The sequence below is a fragment of the Haloferax sulfurifontis ATCC BAA-897 genome, from assembly GCF_000337835.1.
Taxonomy (GTDB): Archaea; Halobacteriota; Halobacteria; order Halobacteriales; family Haloferacaceae; genus Haloferax; species Haloferax denitrificans.
In genome coordinates this window covers 237,443-251,772 of the sequence record NZ_AOLM01000008.1, presented here as the reverse complement: position 1 = coordinate 251,772, position 14,330 = coordinate 237,443, and the positions used below count along the sequence as shown (strand labels likewise).

The 14,330-nt window shown below is 65.3% G+C and carries 13 protein-coding genes; 5 read left to right on the top strand and 8 right to left on the bottom strand.

The window, feature by feature from the left end; genetic code table 11:
• Positions 1 to 171: 171 nt before the first annotated feature.
• Entirely contained in the window at positions 172 to 1,041 is an 870-nt protein-coding gene (gene rhcC, locus C441_RS05690) for an L-rhamnono-1,4-lactonase (RefSeq protein WP_007274251.1), read from the bottom strand.
• A gap of 79 nt (positions 1,042 to 1,120) precedes the next feature.
• Here rhcC and C441_RS05685 point away from each other — a divergent pair, with 79 nt between their 5' ends.
• Positions 1,121 to 1,423 (top strand): L-rhamnose mutarotase, encoded by a 303-nt coding sequence (locus C441_RS05685; RefSeq protein WP_007274250.1) that lies wholly within the window; start codon positions 1,121 to 1,123, stop codon positions 1,421 to 1,423.
• Between the two features lie 543 nt (positions 1,424 to 1,966).
• Here C441_RS05685 and C441_RS05680 read toward each other — a convergent pair.
• Positions 1,967 to 3,064 carry a Gfo/Idh/MocA family protein gene (locus C441_RS05680; protein WP_007274249.1) on the bottom strand — a complete coding sequence of 366 codons (1,098 nt, stop codon included), beginning with the start codon at positions 3,062 to 3,064 and terminating at the stop codon, positions 1,967 to 1,969.
• Positions 3,065 to 3,162: 98 nt separating this feature from the next.
• Positions 3,163 to 4,230 (bottom strand): glycoside hydrolase family 88/105 protein, encoded by a 1,068-nt coding sequence (locus C441_RS05675; protein WP_007274248.1) that lies wholly within the window; start codon positions 4,228 to 4,230, stop codon positions 3,163 to 3,165.
• Between the two features lie 188 nt (positions 4,231 to 4,418).
• Between C441_RS05675 and C441_RS05670 the strand changes: the two genes are divergently transcribed.
• Positions 4,419 to 5,192, top strand: a complete 774-nt coding sequence (locus C441_RS05670) for an IclR family transcriptional regulator (RefSeq protein WP_004968552.1) — start codon at positions 4,419 to 4,421, stop codon at positions 5,190 to 5,192.
• A gap of 19 nt (positions 5,193 to 5,211) precedes the next feature.
• On the opposite strand, the gene xacF is transcribed toward C441_RS05670, so the two are convergent.
• The 4 genes from xacF to C441_RS05650 all read right to left on the bottom strand — a co-directional run bounded on the left by xacF (position 5,212) and on the right by C441_RS05650 (position 10,416).
• Positions 5,212 to 6,663: a 2,5-dioxovalerate dehydrogenase gene (gene xacF, locus C441_RS05665; protein WP_007274247.1), complete on the bottom strand. Its 1,452-nt coding sequence runs from the start codon at positions 6,661 to 6,663 to the stop codon at positions 5,212 to 5,214.
• 137 nt (positions 6,664 to 6,800) lie between these two features.
• Entirely contained in the window at positions 6,801 to 7,709 is a 909-nt protein-coding gene (locus tag C441_RS05660) for an AEC family transporter (protein ID WP_007274246.1), read from the bottom strand.
• 97 nt (positions 7,710 to 7,806) lie between these two features.
• Positions 7,807 to 8,841, bottom strand: a complete 1,035-nt coding sequence (locus tag C441_RS05655) for an SGNH/GDSL hydrolase family protein (protein WP_007274245.1) — start codon at positions 8,839 to 8,841, stop codon at positions 7,807 to 7,809.
• Between the two features lie 636 nt (positions 8,842 to 9,477).
• Complete coding sequence (locus tag C441_RS05650; protein ID WP_083874901.1) at positions 9,478 to 10,416, bottom strand: dihydrodipicolinate synthase family protein; 939 nt, start codon at positions 10,414 to 10,416, stop codon at positions 9,478 to 9,480.
• 226 nt (positions 10,417 to 10,642) lie between these two features.
• Here C441_RS05650 and C441_RS05645 point away from each other — a divergent pair, with 226 nt between their 5' ends.
• Positions 10,643 to 11,482, top strand: a complete 840-nt coding sequence (locus tag C441_RS05645; protein ID WP_007274243.1) for an NAD-dependent epimerase/dehydratase family protein — start codon at positions 10,643 to 10,645, stop codon at positions 11,480 to 11,482.
• A gap of 81 nt (positions 11,483 to 11,563) precedes the next feature.
• On the opposite strand, the gene C441_RS05640 is transcribed toward C441_RS05645, so the two are convergent.
• A complete protein-coding gene (locus C441_RS05640) occupies positions 11,564 to 12,025 on the bottom strand; it encodes a universal stress protein (RefSeq protein WP_007274242.1) in 462 nt (153 codons plus the stop codon).
• Between the two features lie 107 nt (positions 12,026 to 12,132).
• On the opposite strand from C441_RS05640, the gene C441_RS05635 reads away from it, so the two are divergent.
• Positions 12,133 to 12,354, top strand: a complete 222-nt coding sequence (locus C441_RS05635; RefSeq protein ID WP_007274241.1) for a hypothetical protein — start codon at positions 12,133 to 12,135, stop codon at positions 12,352 to 12,354.
• 173 nt (positions 12,355 to 12,527) lie between these two features.
• Positions 12,528 to 14,327, top strand: a complete 1,800-nt coding sequence (locus C441_RS05630; protein ID WP_007274240.1) for an ABC transporter substrate-binding protein — start codon at positions 12,528 to 12,530, stop codon at positions 14,325 to 14,327.
• Positions 14,328 to 14,330 lie beyond the last annotated feature (3 nt).

Genomic DNA, 14,330 nt, shown 5'->3' with positions numbered 1-14,330 from the left:
ACGTACCGCCGCCTACTGAGCCGGTTCTGTGAACCACTATCAGTCATGATGTGCTATTACAAACCACTATAGTTCATTATAATAAATATACCGGTGTCATTCGGAGATGGAGAGTTCAGCCACCGGATCGACGACAGTGCGAGCGAGGCACGCGGTGACGACCGGTTACGCTCACCCGAGGTCGACGTGCCGACGGAACGATTTCCCGGTCAGCCACGACCGGTCGGCCGCCGACAGCGAGTCGACCTGCTTGAGCCAGTTGCACGCCTCCGCGTAGCTGGCCACGTCGCTGACGTTCGGATAGTCGGAACCCCAGACGACCCGCTCGCGCCCGAAGGTGTCGAGGAACCACCGGACGTGGTCGTGCATGTCGGCATAGGGGAACGCCGAGTCGGACATGTGGACGATCTCCGAGACCTTCACCGCGACCGAGTCGTGTTCCGCGAGGTCGGCGAACCGGCCGAACGTCCCCTCGTCGGTGGGCGTGTCCGGGCCCGCGTGGGCGAAGTGGTCGAACAGGTAGGTGAGGTCGGGGTACGTCTCGACGAGTTCGAGCGCCTGGTCGAGTTGCCCGTGGTCGCAGAGAATCTGGACCGTGGCGTCGTGTTCGACCGCGGCCTCCCAGAAGGCGGTCTCCTCGACGCTCTCTCTGAGCCACGTCACGCTCGGGTCGAACGTCTCCCACATCCGGTCGTACGGGCAGGCCGCGCCGAGGCGGAAGCCGAGGACGCCGTCGGTCTCCATACAGCGGTCGAGACGCTCGACCGCGTCGTCGGCGAAGGGGTCGAGCATCACGATGCCGTGGAGTCGGTCGTACTCGGCGGCGACCCGTCGGGTGTACCAGTTGTCCGTCCAGTCGCAGATAGGGTAGCCCACGACGACCGCCTCGTCCACGCCGTTTCGGTCCATGTCGGCGAGCAGGCGCTCGGCGGTGTAGACGGTGTGTACGTCGAAGCTGTCCACGAGGTCCAAGATGGGGCCGTTGGTCCACGGGTGTTCCGGGCTCGCGGCACCCCACGCGTGGGTGTGGGAATCTATCATTACAGTCGACGACGGCCGACCCCGTACTAAATCTTACCCGCCGAAAAGCTAAGACGGGTGCCGCCGAATCGGAGGCCGCATGGCGCGAATCGCGTTCCACTTGGAGATAGAAGACGGCAAGCGAGAGGAGTACCGAACGAAACACGAGAACGTCCCCGAGGCGCTCGAATCGGCCTACTTGGACTCCGACGCCGGCCTGCAGACCTACAGCGTCTTCGAGAAAGACGGCCACGTCTTCGGCTTCATGGAAGTCGACGACCCCGAGGCCATCCAAGACGTGATGGACAACAGCGAGGCGCAGGCCGACTGGGCCGAGGAGATGAGCGGCATCACCGTCGAAACCGACGACAGTTGGATGGAGGAAGTCTACCGGATGGTCTGACGGTCGAAACCCCGAGAAACGTCCGGGCATGGCGGACGAAACGTCGTGCCGACCGAATTTATCAACACCATCACCATCGAATGAATCCCCATAGACTCTCGTTTTCGACCGCATCAGCCCGTATATCGGGACGATTCTCGGAGTTCTCTGCGAATCCGGTCCTGCCGGATACTTGTCCGGTGGTGTCGGAAATTCATTCGGGACTGAATCGACCAGCGGTGGTCGTCCGTCGCGGTGAGGTCGACGATGATAATTGCACGTTCCCGTCCTCGAGGCGGGCCATACGCCCGAAAGATTACGCTCATAGAACTGTAATTCAGAGCTAACTCCGGTCAGTCGACTTCTGAGAGACAGTTCGCGGTCAGTCTCGAATCGATGGCGACACCGACCACCGTGGTCGCGTGTCACGAAACGGCGCGTTTCTGTACTGACGCCGCATCTATCGCGGATATTCGCGGTATCTCCGAAGAGTTCCGACCGCGGATTCGCGTCCGGTGATGCCGGACACCGTTCCGGCGTGAGCGACTAATCACCCGACCGCACTCACCACGACGTGATGGGCACCTCGCGGAGCGGCCCCGGAAGCGGAACGTCGACCGTCGAGTCGGTGTAGTGCGAAAGGTAGAACCCGACGATGATTTCGAGCGAGCGAGTCGCCGCGACGCCGGGCGAGTAGTTTTCGGCGTCGCCGTCGAGGAGGTCCTGCACGTGGGCCGCCGCGTTGGCGAACGACCCCTTGTAGTCCGATTCCCACGTCCACGCGCCCTCGATGCCGGGGAGCGGTCGCTCGACGTGTTCGCCGTCTTCGAGCGACCAGTAGCGCCACTCACCGTCGTCGTTGTTCATGTAGAGCTTGCCCTCGGTGCCGATGAAGCTCAGCGTCATCGACGAGATATCGCGCGGAATCGTGCAGTCTACCGTGACGAACGTGCCGTCGTCCATGACGACGTGTCCGCCGCCGCCGGCGTCGACGACCGACTCCGTGGCGTCCAACGCGTCGAGCGCCTCGTTCTCGCCGGTGATGTGGCCGCTCACCCGCGAGGCCCGCGCGTCGAGGAGGTAGACGAGCGTGTCGAGGACGTGCGTGGAGTTCCGCATGAGCTCCATGCGGTACTGCGCGCTCACGGACTTCACGTCGCCGAGGATGCCCTCCTCGCGGACGAGGTCGCGGAGTCGGCGAAGCTTGTCCGTGAACCGAAAGGAGTGGTTGACGACGAGTTCCGTGTCGGTCTCGTCGCAGACGGCGACCATCTCCTCGGCGTCGCTGACGGACGACGCGATGGGTTTCTCGCACCAGACGACTGAGGGGTCGGCCGCGGAGCGCGCGGCGTCGACGACGTGATCGCGGTGGAGGAACGACGGCGTGCAGACCGACACCGCGTCGAGGTCCTCGGCGTCGAGCATCGCCTCGTGGCCGACGTACCGGCGGTCGGCGGGGATGTCCCACGCCTCGCCGAAGGTGTCCAGTTTCGACTCGTCCACGTCGGCGACGGCGACGAGTTCGATGTCGTCGGTCGCGGCGTAGCCGCCCGCGTGGCTCGCGTCGATTTTCTCTCTGCCGATGGCCTCCTCGTCGTGCATGCCGAGGATGCCCATCCCTGCGATTCCGCCCGTGCCGATGATGCCTGCGTGGTAGGTCATAGTGTTTGTGTCGCTCGCGTTCGTCTGTCAATGTATGCCGGGGCGTATAACTGTGGTGCCGGCCCCGATCGGGCCGAAACGAAAGACGGGTCGGACCCTCAGTCGAGCGCGGCCGCGGCCATCAGGAACCAGCCCTGCCCGTAGGGCGTGTCCGTCAGGGGAGCCTCGGGCCCGCCCGGCGGGCCGGCGACGCGGTTGACCGCGCCCTCCTCGCCGACGACGCGGGAGACGGCCGCGAGCCCGTCTTCGGCGGGTCGGCGGTAGGTCTCCTCGTCGAGGAGACCGAGGTCGATACCGCGGGCGAACGCGTAGGCGAACATGAGCGTCCCCGACGACTCAAGCGGCGTGTGCGGGTCGTCGACGAGGTTGTGCCAGAAGCCACTGCCGTCCTGAAGCGGGAGGAGCGCCTCGCAGTGCGACCGGAACAGGTCGAGGAGGTCGTCGCGCTTCGGGTGGTCCTCGGGGAGCCGTTCGAGCACGTCGGCCGACGCGGCGGCGGCCCAGCCGTTGCCGCGCGCCCAGAACGCGCCCTGCGGGTAGTGGTTCGGCTGTTCGACCCAGATGTGTCGGAACAGCCCCGTGTGGCCGTCGCGGAGGTGCGCGGCGTGAATCAGAATCTGGTCGACCGCCTCGTCGAAGGCGTCGGCGTCGCCCGCGGCCGCGCCGTAGCGCGCGAGGAACGGGCACATCATGTAGACGGAGTCTATCCACAGCGACTTGATGCCCGCGAGGTCGGGGTCGTGGTGAGGGATGCCGCCGTCTTCGGTCCGGTCGAAGGACAGAAGCGACTCGTAGGCGCGTTCGGCCGCGTCGAGGTAGCGGTCCTCGCCCGTGCGGTCGTAGAAGTCGAGGACGCCGTGACCGATGGCGGTGCTGTTGTTCGTGTTCATGCACTTCTTGACGGTCAGCTCCCAGCTCGCCTCGTACTCGCGGCCGTGGCTGAAGACCTCTATCGGGTAGCTCGGGCCGTAGCTCAACTGCCCGGCGTCGTTCTGGGTCGCCACCGCGGTGTCGACGAGGTGCTTCGCGCGCTCGACCGACTCGTCTCCCCCCTCGGCGAGCAGGCCGTTGATAGCGACGCCGGTAATCCACGACTGACCGTCGATGTCCAGCGACCGGAGATACGACGCGGCGCGCTGGACTGGTGTAAGCTCGTCTGCTGGCATGGGTACAGTACCCACACGAAGACGTGCGGGGATGAAAAATGTATCCCATACCCCGCGTGCCACCGCGGTTCGCCCGGCGCGTGCGTCAACCAGCCGGCCGGGACGCGCTTCGGGACTCCCGGTCGCCCGAGTCAGCACGTTCCCCAGGCGGGAACAAATATATACGGCTCTGGTTCGACTGTCACACCATGAGCCCCCAACCGAACAAACGCCCCGGCCGGACCATCCGCTCGGTCCAGATAGCGTTCAACATCATCGACCTCCTGCAGGAGGAAGCGGGCATCGGGGTGACGCGAATCGCCGACGAACTCGGCCACTCGAAGAGCACGGTCCACAGCCACCTCCGAACGCTCGAAGAGCGGCGCGTCATCGTGCGCGAGGGCGACGGCTACCGGCTCGGCCTGCGCTTTCTCGACGTCGCCTCGCACGTCCGCGACCAGATAGGCAACTTCGACATCGTCCAGAAGGAGGTCGACTCGCTGGCCGAGGAGACGGGGGAAATCGTCCAGTTCGGCGTCGAGGAGTACGGCAAGGTGTCGTATCTCCACAAGGCGCAGGGGGAACACGCCGTCGAGACGCTGTCGCGGGTGGGGACCCAACAGCCGATGTACTCCACGTCGCTCGGCAAGACGATTCTCGCGTACCTGCCCCCCGAGCGCATCGAGGAAATCGCGGCGGCGATGGAGTACGAACCCAAGACGGCAAACACCATCACCGGGCCCGAAGAGCTGTTCGCGGAGCTCGAAACGATTCGCGAGCAGGGGTACGGCATCGACGACGAGGAGAACATCGACGGCCTGCGGTGCGTCTCCGCGCCCGTCAAGAACGACGAGACGATTCTCGGCGCGATAAGCATCACCGGTCCGTCGAGTCGGTTCACCGAAGACCGCCTGCACGGCGAACTCGCGGACTACGTCCGGAGCGCCGCGAACGTCATCGAACTGAACACGAAGTTCTCCTGAGCGCGCGGGGGCCCGCGGCTCAGTAGTTCTCGTAGATGGTCTTCACCGACGAGAAGAAGTCGAGTCCGGCGTCGCCCTGCTCGCGGTACGTGTTGGTCGACGAGTCCTTGTAGCCGCCGAAGGGGACGTGGAGTTCGAGGCCGGTCGTCTTCTCGTTGATTTTCGCGACGCCCGCTTCGACCTCGTTGACGAAGCGCTTGCCCTCGCTGAGGTCCTGCGTGACGATGCTGGCCGACAGGCCGTAGTCGACGTCGTTGGCGAGGTCGAGCGCGTCCTCGAACGACTCGGCCTCGACGACCGCGAGCACCGGCCCGAAAATCTCCTCTTGGGCGATGCGAGCGTCGTTTTCGACGCCGGAGAACACCGTCGGCTCGACGAAGTAGCCGTCGTCGTAGTCGTCGCCGGAGAGCCTGCCCCCGCCGGCTTCGAGCGTCGCGCCCTCGGCGGAGCCGATGTCGATGTATTCGAGCGTGGAAGACAGTTCGTTCTCGGAGACGTGCGGGCCCACGTCGGGGTCGTCCAGTCCGTCGCCGACGACGAGCGACTCGGCGTAGTCCGAGACGGCCGCGACGAACTCGTCGTAGACGTCCTCGTGGACGATGGCGCGCGAGGTGGCCGTACACGACTGGCCGGTCGTGCCGAACGCGCCGACGCCGACGGTCTCGGCGGCGTCTTCGATGTCCGCGCTGGGCATCACGACGGTCGGGTTCTTACCGCCCATCTCGCACTGGACGCGCGTGAGGTCGACGGCGGCCGTCTCGGCGACCATCGTCCCCACGGCGGTGCTCCCGGTGAAGGAGACGCCGTCGACGTGCTCGCTCTCGATGAGCGGACCGCCGACCTCGCTCCCGGACCCGGTGACGACGTTCGCCACGCCGGCCGGGAGTCCGGCGTGGTCGAGGCATTCGAGGACGATAGAGACGACACCCGGGGCCTCGGACGCCGGCTTGAGGACCGCGGTGTTGCCGGCGGCGAGCGCCGGGGCGAGCTTCCAGACCGGGATGGCGATGGGGTAGTTCCACGGCGTGATGAGCGCGACCGTCCCGAGGGGTTCGTGCTTCGTGTAGAGGTCCTTCCCGGGGGCGCTCGCGGACTTGACGGTGCCGCCGACGTCCCGCGCCTTCGCGCCGTAGTAGTGGAAGATATCGATGGCGCGCTGTACCTCGCCGCCCGCCTCGGAGCGCGTCTTGCCCTCCTCGCGGACGAGCACCTCGGTCGCCTCTTCCTTGCGCGCTTCGAGGTTGTTGCCGGCCTCGCGGAGCACCGCGCCGCGGGACGGGCCGGGCGTCGACGCCCACTCGTCCTGTGCGGCGACGGCCGCGTCGAGCGCCGCCTCGACGTCCGCTTCGGAGGACGCCGGGTGGACGCTGACGACTTCGCCGGCCGCCGCGGGGTTCGTGACTTCGAACGTCTCTCCCGACTGGGAGTCTGTCCATTCGCCGTCGATGAAGTTACCGTAGGTTCTCGACATTCGACCTAGCCATGCACACCCATCACTAAGTAAGCTTCTCATGCCGAACGTGGATGCTCGCTGTGCGCTCGTGGGCAACTCAGGGCGTGAGCAACGCGAATTCGGACCGTTCAAAGAAAGAGCGACGAGCCGCCGCCTCAGAGAAGGAACTGGAGGACGACGAAGAGCGTCGCGACCGAGACGGCGGTGGTGGCGAACACGTTCATCGACGCGAGGTCGGCGTCGCCGCCGAGTTCGTTCGCGTAGACGAACGACGAGACGGCGGTCGGCGTCGCGAGCATCGTCACGCCGGCTTGGACCGTCGACCAACTCGACGCGAACGTCGAGAACACCGCGAAGGCGAGAAGCGGCATCAGAACGACCTTGCTCCCGACGACGGCGCCGACGGTGCGGAAGTCGAACGACTCGGTGGAAATCGTGAGCGACGCCCCGATGGAGAGCAGTGCCACGGGGAGCGCGAGCGAGGCGAGCGCGTCGAGGCCCGTCAGGAGGACGCCGGGGACGCCGAGGCCGAGCCCGGAGAAAACGAGGCCCAACACGAGCGCCGGGATGACCGGCGTCTTGAGCACGCCGACGAACTCCTCTCTGAACGACACGTCAGCGCCGTTGACGAGCACGAGGACGCTGATAGTCAGCGGGACGTGGGTGAGCGCGCCGACGCCGAGGATGACGGCCGCCTTCGCCGACGCCAGCGAGCCGAACGTCGAACTGACGAGCGGGAGACCGAGGAAGCCGAGGTTCGAGTAGTACGACTGGACGATGGCGACGCTCCGAACCGAGTCCGGCGACACCCGGCGGTGGACGACCCAGCCGACGGCGAGCATGGTGAAGAGGACGAGCCAGAAGCCCAGCAGGAGCGTCGGCTCGATGACCTCGCGAATCGGCTGGTCGTACGTCGAGGTGAACACGAGCGCGGGGAGCGCGAAGGCGAACGCGAAGAACGTGAGTTTGTCGCGACGGCCGCTGTCGAGGAGGCCGAGACGCTTCGCTAGCGCCCCGAGGCAGAGCACCCCGAGCATGTAGCCCAGATTTGCGGCGACGGTCATACCCTCCCATCGAACAGGGGGTCCTTCCGTGTTACGCTCGCGGAGATTTCGTTCGGATAATTCGAGCACGAGAGCGCCTGAATCGCACGGATTCTAGTTAATCGTCCATGAGGGATTCGAGCTCGCGCGCGAGGCGCTCGCCGATGCGAATCATCGCGTCGTCGCCGGGGTGGACGAGGTCGGTCGTCATCCCGCTGGCGGTCGGCAGGAGGTCCGGTCCCTCCACGAGGTGGACGTTGTCGTAGCCGCAGTCGACGACCACGTCGCGGAGGTGGTCGCGGAACGTCTCGGACAGCGTCGCCTCCTCGTGGTCCCGTTGATACTCGCGCACGTGCGGGAACAGCGTGATGCAGGCGACGGGTTTGGTCGGGTTCGCCGCGGCGACGGTCTCGACCATGTCAGCGGCCCGCTCGCGGAACTCGTCGGGCGAGAATCGACCGACCATGTTCACCGAAAGCGAGAGCGTCGCCACGTCCCAGTCGTCGCGGGCGGCGATGTGGTCGGCCATCGCGGGGTCGCAGTAGGCGGTCCCGCAGGAGCCGAGGTTTATCGGGTCCGCGCCCAGTCGGCGAGCCGTCTGGTTGACGTACGTGAGCATCTCCGCCGACGGGGCCTCGCCCTCGGTAATCGACGTTCCGTACGCGAGGTATCGGAGGCTCGGCACCTCGTCGGCGGTCGGCGGCCGGCACGCGCCCTCGACGTCGTGATAGTAGATGTGGCCGCCGCGGTGGTCGCCGGGGAAGACGAGTCGACACACCTCGGGCGCGTAGCGCATCTCGCCGGTCGCCACCGGGTCGAGGTCGGAAAGCGACTCCGGGAGAGACAGTTCCACCGTCTTCGGTTCCGGCCCGAGCGTGAACTCCTCGCCGCTGGCCTGAAAGTCCCCCCAGAACGGGCGAACGAGGCTGTTTCGCTCCTCGGAGGAGAGCGTGATTCGAACCGTCTCCTCGGGGACGAACCGAATCTCGGTCCCAGCCGGGTGGGACATCCGCGTCTGCGCGCCGGTGTTCAGGCCGCTCCTGACGGCCTCCGGGACGCGGAGCAGTCGAAGTCCCTCGTGCGGCCTGACCCGCTGGAGCGCCCTGACGTTGTGGAACTGAACGTCGTCGTGCTGGATATCGTCGTGCTGCATGCCGTGTGAGTCACGCACACGCCGCACCTACTTATCCCTACCTCCGACCGCCGACACGCGGCGACGAGCGCCGCGGGACTCGGGGCGAAAGAAGCCCGATTCGGCAGTCGGGTTCCCGAGGCGGGAAAATTACAGACTTACGATTGTAATAGTCTGGCGACTGTGGCTCCGAATTCGCGCGTTGGGCGTCGACGCCGGACGACTGTCCGGAAGCGATAAATCACCGATTCACTCGTATTCCGGAGTTACAGACCTCGAACAAGCACGTTCGCAAGGTGGGAACAGGGAAACCATTGCAGATGAATAATCGGGCATAATTCGCCGGGAGTCCGTTCCCCACCCGCGAACGCCGCGCGAGAATACGACGACGCCGTGACGGTCGGTTCGGCCGGTTCACCCGCTCCGCCGTCGGACGCAAGCGAGCGTGGCTGACCGTCGCGGCCGGGAGGACGGCACGGTGTCGAAGAAGAACAGAGATGCGGAGGACAGCGGCGCGGAAGCGACTCGGCGGTGAGACGGCAGAAGGCGGTTGGGGGTGCCCCGACGGGCGCAGTCGGGAGGCGTCAGGCAGTGTGGGTGGTGCAGTCGGTTTCGGTGCGGTCCGGATCGTCGGGCGCGCTCGGGTCGGGCCGTCGGTCAGTCGATGACGCGGGCGATACCGTCGTCGAGTTCCTCGTACAGTTCCTCGGCGCGGCGCTCGTCTTCGGCCGACAGCGACCGAATCGGCTCGCGGACCGACCCGCCGTGCAGGCCGGCCAGTTCGAGCCCCTTCTTCACCACCGGGACGCTTATCGCGCCGGGGAGGTCGTTGTCCTGGCCCGTCTCGCCGCGGAGGGCTTGGAACGGAAGCGTCAGGTCGCGAATCTCGCGGGCGTGCTCCCAGTTCTCCTCGGTGAGCGCCTCGAACAGCGCGAGGCCGATTTCCGGGCGGAAGTTACTGACGCCCGCGGAGAATCCCTCGATACCCTCGTTCCAGAACGAGACGGCGAACGGTTCCGCGAGGCCGTCCACCCAGACCACGTCGTCGTCCGCGGCGGCGACGGCGGAGCCGAGTTTGACCGGGTCCTCGATGGCGTACTTGACGCCGGCGACGCCCTCGATGCGCGAGAGGTCGCGGAGGAAAGAGACCGAGGGGTCGAAGCCGCGGACGTAGGGAACGAGCGGCGTGTCGGTCGCGGCGTCGAGCTTCTCGTAGTAGCGGAGCAGTCCGCGCTCGTGGACGTAAGTGTGGTCCGGCGGCATGACCATCATCGCGTCCACGCCGATGCGGTCGTAGGCTTCCATCAGGTCGGTCGCGGCCCTCGTCGACCCGCCGACGCCGGCGAGGACGCAGGCGCTGTCGGGGAGCGCTTCGACGCTCGTCTCCGTCACGTCGACGCGCTCCTGTTGGGTCAGCGAGTGATATTCGCTGATGTTCGCGGCCGCGAGGAACGACGAGATACCGTCGCCGGAAAGCGACTTCGCGTTAGCTTCGAGTTTGTCGTGTTCGATCTCCAGGTCGTCGTCGAACGGCGTGAGCAAGCCGACGGCGACGCCACGGAGACGACTACGTACACGGTCGTCTGCGAGTGGCATGGTACAGTCAATCTGAGTCAACCGTCATAAAGGCATCGTCAACCCCTGAATCCGGTGTTCGCGCGCGAGAGCGCCCGCGAGTGGCCCATCCGCGAATCAACAGTCAGGCTTTGTGAACTATCGAAACGGTCGGGGGGTCGATTCCCGGCCGACGAGCGACGCCGGTGCGAAGTCGGATTTCGCGGTCACCCATCAATTTATTACGATTTGGTCAGAGTGGATTCGTATGGACGTCTTGATGACCGGCGTCTATGGCCGGTGCGGCACCGCAGTCATAGACCACCTGCACGACGACGACGCCTACGACTTCACGTACTTCAACCGCTCCGACCGACCCGACGACCACCCCTACGGCGGCTACGACACCGTCGTCGGCGACGTGTCCGACTACGACACCCTCAACGACGCCGCGGCGGGACAGGACGCCATGATCCACATGGCGGCGTACCCCTACACCGACGGCACGTGGGAGGACGTCTTCGAGCCCAACATCATCGGGATGTACAACGCGCTCGAAGTCGCCCGCGAGAACGAAATCGAGTCGTTCGTCTTCCTCTCGACCAACCACGTCATGGGCGGCTACGAGGACGAGTTCTCCCCCGAGATTTACGAGCCGGGTCACGGCCTCGTCATCGGCCACGAAGACCCCGTCCGCCCCGACTCGTTCTACGGCGCGTCGAAGGCCTACGGCGAGGACATGGGCCGGTACTACGTCGAGAACTACGAATACCCCAAGCAGTTCTACGCCCTCCGGGTGTGCAGTGTCCGGATGCCCGAGTACGACCACCCCTACGGCGACGCCGAGGCCGCCGTCGAGAACGGCGAGTTCGAGCGCGGGAGCGCCGAGTACGAGGAGACCGTCGGTCGCATGAAGGCGATGTGGCAGTCCCGCCGCGACTTCGCCCACGAAATCGACTGCTGTCTGCAGGACGACACCGTCGAGTTCGGTATCTTCAGCGGCGTGAGCGACAACCAGCGCCGATGGTACGACCTCGAACACGCCCGCTCGCAAATCGGCTACCACCCGCAGGACGACGGCGAGGAGTGGGACAGCCCGCCGGAGTAGTCTCGAACGTCCGAGTACAGGCGACTACGCGGTCGCGGGGTCAGAAAAAACGAGAGTCGGGTCAGTCCGCCGCGGCGGCGCTCACTCGGTGTGAAGCGTCACGTAGCCGTCGAAGTTGAGAATCACGAACTGCGCGAGGTCGCCGAACAGCGCCTTCCCGGTCGGCGACCGGTTCCGACCGAGGATGAACACGTGGTCTGCGCCCTCCGCTTCTGCGACTTCGATGACCGTCTCGGCGCGCTCTTTCTCACTGGCGATTCGCGGGACGATTTCGTAGGACACCTCGTCGTCGGTCCCGAAGACCTCTCGGGCGACCTCCTCGGCGTCGTTCACCGCGCCCCGGAAGGCGTCCTGTTCCGTGTACGACGTGTGTTCGACGTCGCCGATGGTGTCGAGGACCTCCTGGGTCTCCTCGAACTCGTCTTCGGTGAGCGTGACGAGGAGGACGAGGTCGGCGTCCGCGCCCAGCGCGTGTTCTCTGGCCTCCCGCAGGAGGTCGGCGTGCGAGTCGGTGTTCTCGATGAGTACTAAGCCTCTGTCCATGCACCTCCATTCCGCCCCGTCTTATCTAAGTCTACCGCAGGAACGGACGGCGCGAGAGCGACGGGCGGGGCAGTATACTGAAATACACCGCGGTACTCTACGCAGACATGCCCGAAACGAGTCTCGCCGACGTGCTCCGCGATTACGAGACCCGAATGAAGTTCGTCCTCGTCATCTCGCTCGCCTCCATCGCCCTGCTTCTCGTCTCGCTTCCGTCTATCGAGCCGGGGACGACGACTCACGCGCTCGTCTATCTCCAGCTGACGACGTTCTGCGGGTTAGCGGTCCTGATGCTCGGACTGTTGCTGTGGACGGCGAGGAGCGCGTGACGGGGACGCCGACGCGACCGTCGTGACCGAGCAGAACAGGTATTTTCTCTATCATGGTCAGTATGGGTAAATCCAGTATCTATATTAACCGGGAGTATCATGATAGATGATACCGCATGGCTGGAAAGCGTTCAACCAACTGGAGTAGACGAGACCTTATCAAGTACGGGGCGGTGGCCGGGACGGCTGGACTGGCCGGCTGTTTCGATAGTTCGGGGCAGACGACCGAAGACGGAGGCGGCGAAGACGGCACGGACGGAGGCACGAACACCGAATCCGGGGCGAGCCTCGCCGACGACACCCTCGATTACCCCGCGGGCCGACCCGCGACCGACGTGCAGTTCAACCGTTACAGCCTCGGCAACTACGCGCACACCCTGAAGGACCAACTGTTCGAGGAAGTCGCGCGCGGCTACGCCGACGGGACGGTCCGACCCGACCTGCTCGAAGACATGACCGTCGACGGGCGGACCCTCACGCTGACGTTCCCCGAGGGGTTCAAGTGGTGGAACGGCGACGACCTGACGGCCGAAGACTACTACATCGGCCTCGAAATCGACCGCCTGCAGTCGCCCGAGCAGTCGCCCATCGAGAGCAACACGCTGGTCGACGACTACACCATCGAGCGGACGTTCAAGACGGCCGTCTCGCCCAACCTGATGAAGGCGAACGTCGCCGAGACGTTCGTCAACACCCCGCGGTCGATTTACCGCGAGTACCTCACCCGCTACGAGGAAGCGTCGAGCGAGAGCGAGCGCGAGAGCGTGACGAGCGACCTCCTCGACATGAGCATCACGACCCAACAGCTCATCGACGAGGGGCTCGGCAACGCGCTGTACCGCGTCACCGGCTTCAACTCCTCGGAGACCGTCCTCGAGAAGTTCGAAGACCATCCGTACGCGAGTCGCACGGACATCCCGAAGGTGCGCATCATCCCCGAGACGACCGCCGACGTGGAGTCGCTGTCGGTGAACGACCAGCTCGACATGAACCCCGACGTGCTCATGTCGGAGTCCCAGCAGTCACGGTACCCGGACAACATCGAGAACGTCTACCGGCTCAACTGGTTCCGCACGCAGAAGTTCACGTTCAACTTCAAAAACGAGCACATCGCGCGGCTTCCCGTCCGACGCGCCATCGTCAACGCGGTCGACTTCGAGTCGATGGTCGCCGCGATGCGACAGGCCGGAACCGTCGGCGCGCCCGCCGAGAACCAGACGGCACTGCGCTCGACGATTCACGAGGAGTACCTCGGCGAGGAGTTCGTCGACCAGCTCATCGACTACCCGGTGGGCAAGGACCTCGACGCCGCGACGCAACTGCTCGAAGACGCCGGCTACACCAAGGAAAACGGCACGTGGGTCGACCCGAACGGCGAGTCGTTCACCTTCACCGTGCTCACGCAGAACAACAACACCCAGGTGCAGGCGACGAAGGTCTTCAACGACCAGCTCAACGCGTTCGGCCTCCAGACCGAGATTAGCACGGTCAGCTCGACCGACTACTACCAGCGCCTCCAAACGTACGAGGCGGACATCTTCTGGATATGGCACGTCGCGAAGGCGCTTTGGCACCCGACGGCGTACTTCTCGAACAACTTCTACGGCATCGAGGTCGGCGACCCCTCCAGCGGGAACGAGACCGGTCCGACGGGCAAGCCCTTCACGACGACCATCCCGAGCGAGGTCGGCGCGACCGAAATCTCGGGGAGCGGCAAGGAGATTCAGCCCGCACAGCTGATGAACGACCTGCCGAACTCCGAGTCGGCAGAACAGGTCAAAGAGCGGACCCGCGACCTCGTCCAGTGGTTCAACTACGCGCTTCCCGACTTCGTCTTCGTCGAGGAGGACTCCGGCTACTGGGGCGACACGCGGGACTTCTCCATGCCGACGGGCGACGACTACGAACTCAACACGAACCGGCCGGGCGAGTTCTCGTTCAAGAACGGATGGATTAGCTCCAACTCGCAGTGAGGT

Coding starts and splice junctions, on each gene's coding strand:
- rhcC (WP_007274251.1), bottom strand. CDS start 1,041: ATGATAGATTCCCACACCCACGCGTGGGGTGCCGCGAGCCCGGAACAC.
- C441_RS05685 (WP_007274250.1), top strand. CDS start 1,121: ATGGCGCGAATCGCGTTCCACTTGGAGATAGAAGACGGCAAGCGAGAG.
- C441_RS05680 (WP_007274249.1), bottom strand. CDS start 3,064: ATGACCTACCACGCAGGCATCATCGGCACGGGCGGAATCGCAGGGATG.
- C441_RS05675 (WP_007274248.1), bottom strand. CDS start 4,230: ATGCCAGCAGACGAGCTTACACCAGTCCAGCGCGCCGCGTCGTATCTC.
- C441_RS05670 (WP_004968552.1), top strand. CDS start 4,419: ATGAGCCCCCAACCGAACAAACGCCCCGGCCGGACCATCCGCTCGGTC.
- xacF (WP_007274247.1), bottom strand. CDS start 6,663: ATGTCGAGAACCTACGGTAACTTCATCGACGGCGAATGGACAGACTCC.
- C441_RS05660 (WP_007274246.1), bottom strand. CDS start 7,709: ATGACCGTCGCCGCAAATCTGGGCTACATGCTCGGGGTGCTCTGCCTC.
- C441_RS05655 (WP_007274245.1), bottom strand. CDS start 8,841: ATGCAGCACGACGATATCCAGCACGACGACGTTCAGTTCCACAACGTC.
- C441_RS05650 (WP_083874901.1), bottom strand. CDS start 10,416: ATGCCACTCGCAGACGACCGTGTACGTAGTCGTCTCCGTGGCGTCGCC.
- C441_RS05645 (WP_007274243.1), top strand. CDS start 10,643: ATGGACGTCTTGATGACCGGCGTCTATGGCCGGTGCGGCACCGCAGTC.
- C441_RS05640 (WP_007274242.1), bottom strand. CDS start 12,025: ATGGACAGAGGCTTAGTACTCATCGAGAACACCGACTCGCACGCCGAC.
- C441_RS05635 (WP_007274241.1), top strand. CDS start 12,133: ATGCCCGAAACGAGTCTCGCCGACGTGCTCCGCGATTACGAGACCCGA.